The organism is Siccirubricoccus soli (assembly GCF_024178315.1).
Taxonomy (GTDB): Bacteria; Pseudomonadota; Alphaproteobacteria; order Acetobacterales; family Acetobacteraceae; genus Siccirubricoccus; species Siccirubricoccus soli.
Map to the genome: position 1 here is coordinate 17,694 of NZ_JAMZIK010000178.1, position 11,841 is coordinate 29,534.

At 72.0% G+C, this 11,841-nt stretch carries 13 protein-coding genes; 5 read left to right on the top strand and 8 right to left on the bottom strand.

Annotated features, from left to right (window positions below):
- Positions 1 to 51: 51 nt before the first annotated feature.
- From NJ376_RS24050 to NJ376_RS24060, 3 genes are all read right to left on the bottom strand, one after another.
- A complete protein-coding gene (locus NJ376_RS24050) occupies positions 52 to 1,119 on the bottom strand; it encodes a helix-turn-helix domain-containing protein (RefSeq protein ID WP_252955827.1) in 1,068 nt (355 codons plus the stop codon).
- A 115-nt stretch (positions 1,120 to 1,234) separates the two neighbouring features.
- Positions 1,235 to 2,278, bottom strand: a complete 1,044-nt coding sequence (locus NJ376_RS24055; RefSeq protein WP_252955828.1) for an NAD(P)H-dependent flavin oxidoreductase — start codon at positions 2,276 to 2,278, stop codon at positions 1,235 to 1,237.
- A complete protein-coding gene (locus NJ376_RS24060) occupies positions 2,278 to 3,504 on the bottom strand; it encodes an aspartate kinase (RefSeq protein WP_252955829.1) in 1,227 nt (408 codons plus the stop codon). The genes NJ376_RS24055 and NJ376_RS24060 overlap by 1 nt, the downstream gene beginning before the upstream one ends.
- A 131-nt stretch (positions 3,505 to 3,635) precedes the next feature.
- Here NJ376_RS24060 and ubiG point away from each other — a divergent pair, with 131 nt between their 5' ends.
- A complete protein-coding gene (ubiG, locus tag NJ376_RS24065) occupies positions 3,636 to 4,382 on the top strand; it encodes a bifunctional 2-polyprenyl-6-hydroxyphenol methylase/3-demethylubiquinol 3-O-methyltransferase UbiG (protein ID WP_252955830.1) in 747 nt (248 codons plus the stop codon).
- Positions 4,383 to 4,567: 185 nt separating this feature from the next.
- Here ubiG and NJ376_RS24070 read toward each other — a convergent pair whose 3' ends face one another.
- Positions 4,568 to 5,806, bottom strand: a complete 1,239-nt coding sequence (locus NJ376_RS24070) for an MFS transporter (RefSeq protein WP_252955831.1) — start codon at positions 5,804 to 5,806, stop codon at positions 4,568 to 4,570.
- A gap of 248 nt (positions 5,807 to 6,054) precedes the next feature.
- Here NJ376_RS24070 and NJ376_RS24075 point away from each other — a divergent pair, with 248 nt between their 5' ends.
- Positions 6,055 to 6,459, top strand: coding sequence for a cupin domain-containing protein (locus tag NJ376_RS24075; RefSeq protein WP_252955832.1), 405 nt, complete (start codon positions 6,055 to 6,057; stop codon positions 6,457 to 6,459).
- Between the two features lie 114 nt (positions 6,460 to 6,573).
- Here the strand turns inward: NJ376_RS24075 and NJ376_RS24080 are convergent, their stop codons facing one another.
- The 3 genes from NJ376_RS24080 to NJ376_RS24090 form a co-directional block, all read right to left on the bottom strand.
- Positions 6,574 to 7,566: a Bug family tripartite tricarboxylate transporter substrate binding protein gene (locus tag NJ376_RS24080; RefSeq protein WP_252955833.1), complete on the bottom strand. Its 993-nt coding sequence runs from the start codon at positions 7,564 to 7,566 to the stop codon at positions 6,574 to 6,576.
- 12 nt (positions 7,567 to 7,578) lie between these two features.
- Positions 7,579 to 8,553, bottom strand: a complete 975-nt coding sequence (locus NJ376_RS24085; RefSeq protein WP_252955834.1) for a Bug family tripartite tricarboxylate transporter substrate binding protein — start codon at positions 8,551 to 8,553, stop codon at positions 7,579 to 7,581.
- Positions 8,554 to 8,720: 167 nt separating this feature from the next.
- Positions 8,721 to 9,143, bottom strand: coding sequence for an ASCH domain-containing protein (locus tag NJ376_RS24090; RefSeq protein WP_252955835.1), 423 nt, complete (start codon positions 9,141 to 9,143; stop codon positions 8,721 to 8,723).
- A gap of 179 nt (positions 9,144 to 9,322) precedes the next feature.
- Between NJ376_RS24090 and NJ376_RS24095 the strand changes: the two genes are divergently transcribed.
- Positions 9,323 to 9,787, top strand: coding sequence for a cupin domain-containing protein (locus tag NJ376_RS24095; protein ID WP_252955836.1), 465 nt, complete (start codon positions 9,323 to 9,325; stop codon positions 9,785 to 9,787).
- 158 nt (positions 9,788 to 9,945) lie between these two features.
- On the opposite strand, the gene NJ376_RS24100 is transcribed toward NJ376_RS24095, so the two are convergent.
- Positions 9,946 to 10,965 (bottom strand): polyprenyl synthetase family protein, encoded by a 1,020-nt coding sequence (locus tag NJ376_RS24100; protein ID WP_252955837.1) that lies wholly within the window; start codon positions 10,963 to 10,965, stop codon positions 9,946 to 9,948.
- Between the two features lie 123 nt (positions 10,966 to 11,088).
- Here NJ376_RS24100 and NJ376_RS24105 point away from each other — a divergent pair, with 123 nt between their 5' ends.
- On the top strand, positions 11,089 to 11,301 hold the full coding sequence (locus NJ376_RS24105) for a putative signal transducing protein (protein WP_252955838.1): 213 nt from the start codon (positions 11,089 to 11,091) through the stop codon (positions 11,299 to 11,301).
- The coding region (locus tag NJ376_RS24110) for a tRNA1(Val) (adenine(37)-N6)-methyltransferase (RefSeq protein ID WP_252955839.1) at positions 11,298 to 11,841 on the top strand (544 nt) is incomplete at its 3' end. The genes NJ376_RS24105 and NJ376_RS24110, both read left to right, overlap by 4 nt.

Consider the following 11,841-nt stretch of genomic DNA (forward strand, 5'->3'; position numbering starts at 1 on the left):
GGGAGAAGCTTCGGGGACAGGCCCCGGGAGGTGGTCGGTGCCGCTGCGGCCCTATTGCTGCGCCGGGCGGGGGGCGGCGGGCGCCGCCGGAGCAAGGGCGGCATTGGCCGGCAGGCCCGGTCGCAGCCTTTCCGGGTCCAACGGAATGTCCCGCCGCACCGAAGGGGTGCCGCCGAGCCCCGGCGTGAGCTGCCCGTCCACCAGGATCTCCAGCCCGCCGGCATTGCCGGTGGTCATCAGCAGCCCCTCGCGCGCCGGCACCACATAGGTCTCGCCAGGCCGCAGCACGCGGTTGACCAGAACCGTGCCGGCCTGGCGGTCCCGCACCTGCAACCAGCAATCGGCCTTGGCCCGCAGCACCAGCCTGCCCTCTTCCGGCTGCGGGGCAGTGCCCGGAGCAGGTGCGGCAGCGGGGGGCGCAGCCGGGGGCGGCGCGGGGAAGGGTGCGACGCCGGGCGCCGCAGGGGGGGCAAAGCCAGGGCCTGAGGAAGCGCCCCCCGGCGCAGCGCCCGGCCCCGCTGCCACGCCCGCCCCGGGCGCCACCACCACCGGCCCGGCTGGCGGCCGGGCGGGGGAAGTGCCGCCGGCAGGCGGCCCAAGGGGGGCTGCGGCCTGCGGCGCGGCCGGGGCCATGGGCTCCGGCGCCGCCTCGCGCGCGGCCTGCTCGATATGCGGCGGGGGCGGCGGCACCGCATCCACGCTGCGACCGCCGCTGGCCGACCAATTATACCAGGCGACATAGGCGCCGACCGCCAGCACGGCCCCCACCAGCATCACCGCCCCGGCCGGGACGCCGCGGTCCGGCACGGGTTCCGGGAAGACCAAGTCGGTCTTCCGGGTCACCCCTGGGCCGATGCTGTCGCGGAAGCGGCGCACCATGTCATCGGCATCGAGGCCGAGGGCGCGCGCATAGGAACGGACGAAGCCCACCGCATAGGCCGGCGCTGGCAGGTCCCGCACCCGCCCTTCCTCCAGCGCCGCCAGATAGACCCGGCGGATGCGCAGCGCGGCGGAAAGATCCTCGACCGAGAGCCCGAGCGCCATCCGCGCATCGCGCAATTCCTCCCCGAGCCGCGCGGCCTCGCCGGCGGCGGGTTCAGATCGGGCGAGGCGTTTCATGTCGTCTGGCACGCCTCGGCGATGTAGCCCGCAGCACCCAGGGCAGCAAACCGATTTCCGTCCTGCGGCGTGAATATCATGCCACGGACATGCCGCACGCCGTCCCCTCCCCGCTTCAGCCCGGCAGCCGCCCCGCCAGCGCCGCCCGCGCCTGCTCCATCAGCTCCGCGATGATCTCCGCCGCGGGCTGCTCCTTCGCCACCATGCCGACGCTCTGGCCCGCCATCAGGCTGCCCTGCTCGACATCGCCGTCGATCACCGCGCGGCGCAGGGCGCCGGCCCAGAAATGCTCGATCTCGAGCTGCGCGGCGTCCTTGTCCAGCTCGCCCGCCACGAAGCGGGCGAGCACCGCCGCCTGATGCTCCAGGAAGCGCTTCGTCCCCTCATTCTGCAGCGCCCGCACCGGAATGACCGGGAAGCGGGCATCGAGCTGCACCGTAGGCAGCGCATCCCGCGCCGCGCCGCGGATGAAGGCCTGCTTGAACTTCGGATGGGCGATGCATTCCGTGGCACAGACGAAGCGGGTGCCGAGTTGCGCGCCCGCCGCACCCATCTCGAGATAGGAAAGGATCGCCTCCCCCCGCCCGATGCCGCCGGCGACGAAGACCGGCACCTGGGCCGCCATCTCCGGCAGGATCTCCTGCGCCAGCACGTTCAGGCTGACCGGGCCGATATGCCCGCCGGCCTCGGAGCCCTCGATCACCAGCGCATCGGCGCCGCTGCGCACCAGCTTCTTCGCCAGCGCCAGCGCCGGGGCGAAGCAGACCACCTTGGCCCCGCCCTCCTTCGCCCGCTTGATGGCGGCGGTGGGCGGGATGCCGCCGGCGAAGACGATGTGGCTCACCTTGGCGGCCAGGCAGGTCTCCACCAGCTGGTCCAGCCGGGGATGCATGGTGATGAGGTTGACGCCGAAGGGCCGGTCGGTCAGCGCCTGGGTGCCGGCGATCTCCTCCGCCAGCCGCGGCGGCTCCATCGCCCCGCAGGCGATGGTGCCGAAGGCGCCGGCATTGGAGAGGGCGGCGACCAGGTGCCGCTCGCTCACCCAGCTCATCGCCCCGCCCATGATGGCGATGCGGCTGCCGAGGAAGGCGGCGCCGCGCGCCATCAGCCTGTCGAGCGCCGCGGCGGCGGCCGCGGGGGGCAGGGTCAGCGCGTCCATCAGGCGGCCGGCCCGTCCAGCCCATAGGCGCTGTGCAGGGCGCGCACCGCGAGTTCGGTGTACTCGGCGCCGACCAGGACGCTGACCTTGATCTCGCTGGTGGAGATGACCTGGATGTTGATCCCCTTCTCCGCGAGTGCCTTGAACATGGTGTTGGCGACGCCCGCATGGCTGCGCATGCCGACGCCGACGACGCTGATCTTGGCCACATCGGGGTCGGCCACCACCGTCTCGAAGCCCAGCTCACCCTTCGCCTCGTCCAGCGCCGCCTGGGCACGGGCGAGATCCGCCTTGCCGACGGTGAAGGTCATGTCCGTGGTGCCGTCCGCGCCGAGGTTCTGGACGATCATGTCCACATTCACATTGGCCTTGGCCATGGCGCCGAAGACGGCGGCGGCGATGCCCGGCCGGTCCGGCACCCGCCGCAGCGTCAGTTTCGCATCGTCCCGCGAATAGGCGATGCCGCTCACGATGGGCTGTTCCACGATCTCGTCCTCATCCACCACCAGGGAGCCTGGCTTGTCCTCGAAGCTGGAGAGCACCTGCACCCGCACCCGCTGCTTCATCGCCAGCTCGACCGAGCGGGTCTGCAGCACCTTGGCACCGACCGAGGCGAGTTCCAGCATTTCCTCGTAGCTGATGCGGTCCAGCTTGCGGGCGCGCGGCACGATGCGCGGATCCGTCGTGTAGATGCCATCCACATCCGTATAGATGTCGCAGCGATCCGCCCTCACCGCCGCGGCGATGGCGACGGCCGAGAGGTCCGAGCCGCCGCGGCCGAGGGTGGTGATGCGGTTGCGCTCCTTCTCGACGCCCTGGAAGCCGGCGATGACCGGCACCTGGCCCTGCCGCATGCGCTCCACCAGCAGGCTGCCGTCGATGCTCTCGACCCGAGCCTTGCCATGGGCGCCATCCGTCACGATGGGCACCTGCCAGCCCTGCCAGGAGCGGGCATCGATGCCCATGGTCTGCAGCGCGATCGCCAGCAGGCCGATCGTCACCTGCTCCCCCGTGGCCACCACCACATCGTATTCCCTGGCATCATGCAGGGGGGAGAGGTCCTGGCACCATTTGACGAGCTGGTTGGTGACGCCGGCCATGGCGGAGACGACCACGGCGACCTCGTTCCCGGCCTCCACCTCCCGTTTCACGCGGGACGCGACGTTGCGGATGCGGTCGAGATCGGCGACGGAGGTGCCGCCGAACTTCATCACGATACGGGCCATGGGGCGCTTCTTGGAAACGGGGGCAAAATTGCGGTCTGCCGCGCGGTTGCGCCCGTGCGGCGGCCGGCACAGATACCGGCGCAGCCCCCCGGCTGCAACAACCGGGCGTGAGGCAGGAGGGTGTGCGGGCCATGCAGAGCGGCCATGGGGGCATCGGTGGCAGTGCGGATGGCGCGGAAATCGCCAAATTCGACCGGCTGGCCGGGCGCTGGTGGGACCCGAAGGGGCCGATGGCGCCGCTGCATGCCATGAACCCGGCCCGGATGGGCTGGGTGATCGGCCATCTGGCCCGGCGGCATGGACGGGATCCAGCGACGGCGCGGCCGCTGGAGGGGCTCTCGGTATTGGATGTGGGCTGCGGCGCGGGTCTGGCCAGCGAGGCCCTGGCCCGGGCCGGCGCCGATGTCACCGGGCTGGATGCGGCAGGCGCCGCGCTGGAAGCGGCGCGGGCGCACGCCGCCGCCGGAGGCCTGACCATCGACTACCGGGAGGGGCTGCCGGAGGCGCTGGCGGCGGAGGGGCGGCGCTTCGATGCCGTGCTCGCCCTGGAGGTGATCGAGCATGTGGCGGACCGTGCCGCCTTCTGCGCGGCGCTGCGGGCCCTGGCGAAGCCGGGAGCGCCGGTCTTCCTCTCCACCCTGAACCGCACGCCGCGCAGCTTCCTGATGGCGAAGCTCGGCGCCGAATACCTGCTGCGGCTGCTGCCGGTGGGCACGCATGACTGGCGGATGTTCCTGCGCCCGGCGGAGCTGGGGGCGGCGCTGCGGGCGGCAGGGCTGCGGGTGACGGAGATCGCCGGGCTGAACATGGCGCTGCCGGGCGGCACTTGGCGGGTCAGCCGGGATGTGGGGGTGAACTACATGGTGATGGCGGTTTAAGCCTCCCCACGAAGCCGCTAACGTCCGGGATCTCGCACAGCCTTCCGCGGCGAAGTCGCGGAAGGGCACCGGGCAGCGTCGGTTGCAACCGGTGCAGCTCACGCACCCCTCCCTGCCCGGCCGCCGTGGCGTTCGCACGGCAAGGCTCCATGGGGTTGAGCGCGCAAGGACGCCACGCCGCGGCTTCAGGCGAAGGCGACCCGCCGCGCCCGCCCGCGCCACAGCAGCCAGCCTGCCAGCGCCAGATGCACGCCGTTCCAGATCAGCCCGTTCACCACCGCCATCCGGTAGCTGCCCGTCAGGTCGAAGACGAAGCCGGACATCCAGCCGCCCAGCGCCATCCCCACCAGCGTCGAGGACAGCGCCAGCGAGACCCGCACCCCCACCTCCGAGGCCGGAAAATTCTCCCGCACGATCACCGCATAGCAGGGCACGATGCCGCCCTGGAACAGGCCGAACAGGCCGGAGATGACGTAGAGCGGCACCAGCCCGTCGAAGGGCAGGAACAGCGCCAGCGCCACCGCCTGCAGCAGCGAGGCCAGCACCAGGGTGGAGAGCGCCCCGATCCGGTCCATCACCAGCCCGAAGGCCAGCCGGCTGAGGACACCCGTCGCCAGCATCAGGGACAGCATCTCGGCGCCGCGCGCCGCGCCGTAGCCGAGATCGACGCAATAGGCGACGATATGCACCTGCGGCATGGCCATGGCGACGCAGCAGGCAATGCCCGCCGCCACAAGCACCCCCTGCAGCACATTGGGGGAAAGCCCCAGCGCCGTGCCGCCGCCGCCGCCCGTCCGCGTCACCGCCTCCTGCTGCGGCGGCTTCCGGCGCAGCAGCAGCGCCAGCGGCAGCAGCAGGACGAGGCAGGCGATGCCCACCAGCTCATGCGTCCGCCGCCAGCCGAGCCCCGCGATTCCCCATTGCAGCAGGGGCGGCCAGACCGTGCCGGCGAAGTAATTGCCGCAGGCGCAGATGGCGACCGCCAGCCCACGCCGCTGCCGGAACCAGAGCGAGGTATCGGCGACCAGCGGCCCGAACATGGCACAGGCGCCGAGCAGCCCGATGAACAGCCCATGGATCAGCGCGAAGCTGGTGATGTCCCCCGCCTGCGCCGCCAGCAGATAGCCGAGGCCAAGGGAGAGGCTGCCCCCCAGCACCGGCCACATCACGCCGAAGCGGTCCGCCAGCCGGCCCATCAACACCCCGCCCAGGGCGAAGCCGATGGTGGTGAGGGTATAGGGCAAGGCCGCCGCCGCCCGCGCCGTGCCGAATTCCGCCTGCACCGCCGGCAGCGCCACCACGATGGACCATAGCCCGACGCCGCCCAGCGTGTTGAGCGCCACGGCCAGAGCCAGCCGGGCCCAGGCATAGGGCGAGTCCACCCCGCCCGCGGCCCAGGGTGCCGCACGGTCTGCGACTGGCATGCGATTCCTCCGGGCTCTCACGGCCGCGCCGGAAGCATCGCACCCCGCGCCGCCCCTGGCTACCGGTTCGCCCGCTCCGGCATCGCCGCGCGAGCACGGAGGCCTCGGCGCAATGTGCGGGCTCGGGCCATCCGGCCTCGTTGTGAGGAGGCCCGTCGCGCAGGGGATGGCGGCGCCCGGGTCCATGCTGGACGCGGCCGGGACCGCTAGCCTAGCCTGCAGGCGGAACGACAGGGGAGGGATACGTCATGCTGACCCGGAGGGTCTTCACATCCTGCGCCATCTGCGGCGTGCTGGGCCTGACCGCGAGCAAGGTCTCCGCGCAGCCGGCCGGCGGCATCACCCGCACCCTGCTGCGGCAGGAGGATGTGCCGGGCACGAACTACGTGAACATGCAGATGATCGTGGAGATCGAGCCCAACGCCATGATCGCCCGCCACACCCATCCGGGGCACGAGGGCAGCTACGTCATCGAGGGCGAGTCGGAGCTGCTGGTGGCCGGCCAGCCGCCGCGGCTGATCAAGGCGGGGGACAGCTTCCTGGTGCCGGCCGGGGTGCCGCATGCGGCGCGCAACGGGGCGGCGAAGACCCGGATCTTCGGCAGCTTCGTGGTGGAAAAGGGCAAGCCCGTGGCCTCCCCGGCGCCGGAGTGACGCCAGGAGAGGCGCCGCGCGACAAGGCGCGCCGCAGCGCCACGCCCTCCCCCTCCCCGGCCCACGGCGCCGCGCCCGGAGGGCATCCGGGGGCAGCGTCCCGATCCGGCCTTGTCAATCCTGCCGGGCGCCGGAGGCCAGGATGATGGGCCGCAGCTTCGCCTCCTGCGCCGCGCGGAACTCCCGGATCGCCTCCGGCGTCGTCCACCAGGTCCGGGCGCCGAGCTCCAGATAGGCGCGCCGCAACCCCTCGCTTTCCAGCGCCTGCCGCGCCCAGTGATTCATCCGGGCGACCATCGCCGGCGGGATGCCGGCCGGGCCGCAGAGACAGGTCCAGGAGACGATGTCGAAGCCCGGGATGAACTCCGCGATCGCCGGCAGATCCGGCGCCGCGGGGCTGCGCTCCGCGCTCGTCACCGCCAGGCCCCGCAGCTTGCCTTCCCGCACGAAGCCGATGGAGGAGGAGAAATTGGCCAGCATCATCTGGATGCGCCCGGCCATCAGATCCACCAGCCCCGGCGCCTCGCCGCGATAGGGCACATGGACCAGCTCCGACCCCGTCATCTGCCCGAACATGGCGCCGGAAAGGTGCAGCGTGGTGCCCGGACCCGCCGAGCCGTAGGAGAAGCGGCCCGGCGCCTCCCGCATCATGGCGATGAGCTGCGGCACCGTGCGCGCCGGCGAGTCGTTGTTCACCACCAGCAGGTTGGGCAGCTGCCAGATGCCGGAGACGAAGGTGAAGTCACGCTCCGGGTGGAAGGGCAGGCTCGGCTTCAGGGTCGGCGAGATGGCCTGGGAGGCGATGCCGCCGAGGCCGAGCGTCAGCCCATCCGGCCGCGACTTCGCCACCGCGTCCAGCCCGACATCGCCGCCCGAGCCGGAGCGGTTCTCGACGACGAATTGCTGCCCCGTCAGCTCGCTCAGCCGGGCGCAGAAGAGGCGGGAGAGGATGTCGGTGGAGCCGCCCGGCGGGTAGGGGTTGATGTAGCGCACCGTCTGGGTCGGCCAGTCGCCGCCTGCATTCCCCTGGGCGCGGGCCAGGGAGGGGGCGAACGCCGGCGTGGCGAGCAGCGCGGCCAGCGCGGTGCGGCGGGTGGTCTGCGGCATGCGGGCGTCTCCTCAATCGACCTGGGCGCCGGAGGCGCGGATGATGGGCGCGAAGGCGGCCTCGTTCCTTGCCCTGAAGCTGGTGAATTCCTCCGCCGTGGTGAACCAGGTGGTGGCGCCGTTCTCCTGGAAGCGGGCGATGAGCTCGGGCGCCGCCAGCGCCTGGCGGGTGAGTTGGGAAAGCCGCTGCACCACCGAAGCGGCGAGGCCTGCCGGCCCCATGACGCCGCCCCAGCTGTCGATCTCGAAGCCCGGCAGGAACTCCGCCATGGCCGGGTATTCCGGCGCGAAGGGGCTGCGCTTCGCGCCCGTCACCGCCAGGCCGCGCAGCCTGCCCTCCCGCACCAGGCCGAGGCCCTGGGGGATGTTGTCGAACATCATGTGCACCCGGCCGGCGACCAGGTCGATATGCGCCGGCGCCCCGCCGCGATAGGGGACATGAACCATGTCCAGCCCCGCCATGGCGGCGAACATGGCGCCGGAGAGATGCACCGTCGTGCCGCTGCCGGAGGAGGCGTAGCTGTACTTGCCGGGATTCGCCTTCACCAGCGCGATCAGCTCCGGCACCGTGTGCGCCGGCACGTCATTGTTGATGGTGAGGAAATTCGGCAGCTGCCACAGGCCGGAGACGTAGGTGAAGTCCTTCGTCACGTCGAAGGGCAGGCGGCGGTAGAGCGTCGGCCCGATGGCCAGCGGCGCGACGCTGGCGAGGCCGATGGTGCGGCCATCCGGCGCGCTGCGGGCGATCGCCTCCGTGCCGATATTGCCGGCGGAGCCGGAGCGGTTCTCGACGACGAATTGCTCGCCGGTGAGCTCGGCCATCTTCTGGCACCAGATGCGGGAGAGGATGTCCGTGCCGCCGCCCGGCGGGAAGATGCCGATGAACCGGATGGGCCCCTGGGGCCAGATGCCCTGCCCCAGCGCCGGCGCGGCCAGCGCCGCGGCACCGAAGGCAAGCGCCGCGCGGCGCCCGATAGTCACGCTCATGTTTCGCTCCCTGAAGCCCGGCCTTTGGGCCTTGCCGGCAGCATGCCATGCTTCGGGCGGCCCGCCTATCGCCTCCGCAACGGCAGGCGGCCTCGCCAGCTAGTGATCAAAACCTGACGCTTGGTACCCACGACGCGGCTCCCGCTCGCCAAACATCGGCTTGGGCGTCAGAGGCGACGTATGACAGTGAACCACTCCCAGATGAGCGGGGTGTCTTCGGTGAGGACTGCGCCGTGGCGCGCCGCCGACGCTCTGTAGAACGGCCCCATCATCCGATGCCACCACTCGACCGTCCGTTCCCCCTCGCCATAGGCACGAGCCATCGCCGTGGTGATCGCCGCAAAGGGCATGATCTCGACCCGCGCCGTTTCGACAATGCCGCGCGGCTTTTTCGAGCCGTCCAACAGCACGCTGAGCGCGCCGACGAAGGGGACCTTGCCGTCAGGGTAATCCCAAAATGGCGAGGAGGTGAGCGTCTTCGTCCCGTTCAGGATCAGCGTGGCCCCTTCGTCGGCGTGTTCCGGGGCAACCCCGATGGACATCGGGAGGAAGTAGCGGGCCTCCTCGCCGGGGAAGGCCGCCTCCAGCATGCGCCTTAGCTCTGCCTCCATGTCTTTACCCTGAAGCGGGCATACCGATGGGTATCAAGCGCTAGGCGTGTACCACTAGGGACTTCAGCCGGCAGCGGCCCGCGGCCCCGCCCGCGCATCCCGCCGGGCAACCGCCCTGCCCGCCCGGGCGTTGGCCCTGCCATTCCGAGGAGGCCCGCATGGCCGATCCCCTTGCCCTCGATGCCGCCGGCGTGCCGCCCACCCCCTTCGAGATCCCGGGCGCGCGGGGCCAATTCCGCATCCAGGTGCTGAACGAGGATGCCGGGCGCGGCGTCGTCACCAGCATCGTCCACATCCCGCCCGGCGGCTTCATCCCGGCGCATTTCCACCGCGCCGGGCCGGAGATGCATTACGTGCTGGAGGGCGAGCTGCTGGAGCGCGGCCAGCGCCACGGCCCCGGCGCCTTCCTCACCCAGGCGGCCGGCGTGGTGCATGGCCCGCATGAGAGCGAAGGCGGCGCCCGGGTACTGACGGTGCAGCACTGGCAATCCCGCGACGGGCAGTTCGACTTCCACATGGCGGAGGCCACGCCCGCCACGGATGATTCCCCGCGCGCCGCCGAAGGCGTCCCCGGTGAGAGCCGCGAACAGGCCGAGCGCAATCTCGGCGGCGGCTATGGCTGACTCCCCGTAAAGCCGCTGCGGCTTTATGGGAACCCGGAGGCACTGAACTTCCGCAGCCTCGCACAGCCTTCCGCGGCAAAGCCGCGAAAGGGCACGGGAGGGTGGCAGCCTCTGAAAGGCGCAGCAGGAATGGCGCCGGGGCCGAAGCCCGGCCGCCGCTATCGCGCCCGGTCGATGCAGAAGGCGACGATGTCGGCCAGCGCCTGCCGCTCCTTCCCCTCCGGGAAGGCGGCCAGGGCAGCCAGCGCCTCGTCACCGTAGCGCCGCGCCCGCTCCACCGTGTCGCGCAACGCCCCGTGCCGTTCCAGCAGCGCCTGGGCCGCGGCCAGGTCGGTCTCCGCCTGGCTCCGCTCCTCCAGCACCCGGCGCCAGAAGCCGCGCTCTGCCTCATCGCCGCGGTCGAAGGCCAGCAGCACCGGCAGGGTGATCTTGCCCTCGCGGAAATCATCGCCGACCGTCTTGCCCAGCCGCTCCTGCTCCGCCGCGTAGTCCAGCGCGTCATCCACCAGCTGGAAGGCGATGCCGAGGTTGCGGCCATAGGCATCCAGCGCCTCGGCCTCCGCCGCCGGCCGGTCCGCGACCACGGCGCCGATGCGGGTCGCGGCGGCGAAGAGCGCGGCGGTCTTGCCCTCGACCACCTGCAGGTACTGCGCCTCGGTGGTCGTGGTGTCGTTCTGGGTGACGAGCTGCAGCACCTCGCCTTCCGCGATCGTCGCGGCGGCGGCGGAGAGGATGCCGAGCACCTCGAGGTTGCCGTCCTCCACCATCAGCTGGAAGGCGCGGGCGAAGAGGAAATCGCCCACCAGCACGGAGGGCTTGTTGCCGAACAGCGCATTGGCACTGGCCTGGCCGCGGCGCAGCGCGCTCTCGTCCACCACGTCGTCATGCAGCAGCGTCGCGGTGTGAATGAACTCCACACAGGCGGCGAGCGCGACATGGCGCATCCCGCGATAGCCGCAGAGCCGCGCGGCGGCCAGCGTCAGCAGTGGCCGCAGCCGCTTGCCGCCCGCCGCGACGATATGCGCGGCGAGCTGCGGAATGAGGGCGACCGGGCTCTGCATCCGCTCGACGATCAGCCGGTTGCAGGCCTCAAGATCGGCACGCACCAGCTCCGTCAGCGCGGTCAGCGCGTCCTCGCCGCCCGACGCGGCCATCCTGTCTGGCGACGCGATCGGCATCGCCTGCGCTTCCGCGTCCAATTCGCTCGACCCTGGCTCGCTTGACCCTGGTGTGGGGGGCGGCACCATAACCACGCGGCCATGTGGCGGCAAGCGAAGCAAATTCAAGGGTTTCATCTCGACATGCGGGTGGTCGCCGAAAGCCAGGACCCGATTCGCATCAGCTTCCTCCAGGCATTGCTGGCCGATGCCGGCATTCCGAGCCTGGTGCTGGACGCGCATATCAGCGCGCTGGAAGGCGGCATCGGCGCCTTTCCGCGCCGCCTGGCGGTGGCGGCGGAGGACCTCGCCCGCGCCCGCCGCCTGCTGGCCGAAGCCGGCGAGGCGGCAGGGTGAGCGAGGACCTCACCGAGGACCATCTGCTCGGCGGCCGGGTGCGGCTGCGCCAGCCGCGCCGCGGCTTGCGGGCGGGGCTGGATGCGGTGCTGCTGGCCGCCGGCATCCCCGCCCGGCCGGGGGAGCGGGTGCTGGAGGCCGGCTGCGGCAGCGGCGCGGGCTTCCTCTGCCTGGCCGCGCGCGTGCCGGGCGTGACGATCCTGGCGGTGGAGCGGGAGCCGGCGCTCGCCGTCCTGGCACGGGAGAATGCCGCGGCCAACGGGTTTGCCGCGCAGGTGGAGGTGGTCGAGGGCGATGTGCGCGACCTGGCGCTGGCCCGCCGCCTGCCGCGCTGCGATCACGCTTTCGCCAACCCGCCCTATTGGCCCGGCGGCACGGCGCCGCCGGAGGCGCTGCGCCGGGCGGCGACGCATGAGGAGGCGGGGCTGGAGGCCTGGGCCCGCTTCCTCGCCGCGCCGCTGGCCCATCGCGGCAGCCTCAGCCTCATCCTGCCCGCGGCGCGGCTGGAGGCGGGGATGGCGGCGCTGGCGGCGGCGGGCG

Bases quoted from the DNA above. Each gene is read 5' to 3' on its own strand.
- NJ376_RS24090 (WP_252955835.1), bottom strand. From the start codon at position 9,143: ATGCTGGAGGCGGCCTTCCCCGGCGAGGAGGCCCGCTACTTCCTCCCG.
- NJ376_RS24080 (WP_252955833.1), bottom strand. From the start codon at position 7,566: ATGCCGCAGACCACCCGCCGCACCGCGCTGGCCGCGCTGCTCGCCACG.
- NJ376_RS24075 (WP_252955832.1), top strand. From the start codon at position 6,055: ATGCTGACCCGGAGGGTCTTCACATCCTGCGCCATCTGCGGCGTGCTG.
- NJ376_RS24105 (WP_252955838.1), top strand. From the start codon at position 11,089: ATGCGGGTGGTCGCCGAAAGCCAGGACCCGATTCGCATCAGCTTCCTC.
- NJ376_RS24060 (WP_252955829.1), bottom strand. From the start codon at position 3,504: ATGGCCCGTATCGTGATGAAGTTCGGCGGCACCTCCGTCGCCGATCTC.
- NJ376_RS24050 (WP_252955827.1), bottom strand. From the start codon at position 1,119: ATGAAACGCCTCGCCCGATCTGAACCCGCCGCCGGCGAGGCCGCGCGG.
- NJ376_RS24070 (WP_252955831.1), bottom strand. From the start codon at position 5,806: ATGCCAGTCGCAGACCGTGCGGCACCCTGGGCCGCGGGCGGGGTGGAC.
- NJ376_RS24100 (WP_252955837.1), bottom strand. From the start codon at position 10,965: ATGCCGATCGCGTCGCCAGACAGGATGGCCGCGTCGGGCGGCGAGGAC.
- NJ376_RS24055 (WP_252955828.1), bottom strand. From the start codon at position 2,278: ATGGACGCGCTGACCCTGCCCCCCGCGGCCGCCGCCGCGGCGCTCGAC.
- NJ376_RS24095 (WP_252955836.1), top strand. From the start codon at position 9,323: ATGGCCGATCCCCTTGCCCTCGATGCCGCCGGCGTGCCGCCCACCCCC.
- NJ376_RS24085 (WP_252955834.1), bottom strand. From the start codon at position 8,553: ATGAGCGTGACTATCGGGCGCCGCGCGGCGCTTGCCTTCGGTGCCGCG.
- ubiG (WP_252955830.1), top strand. From the start codon at position 3,636: ATGCAGAGCGGCCATGGGGGCATCGGTGGCAGTGCGGATGGCGCGGAA.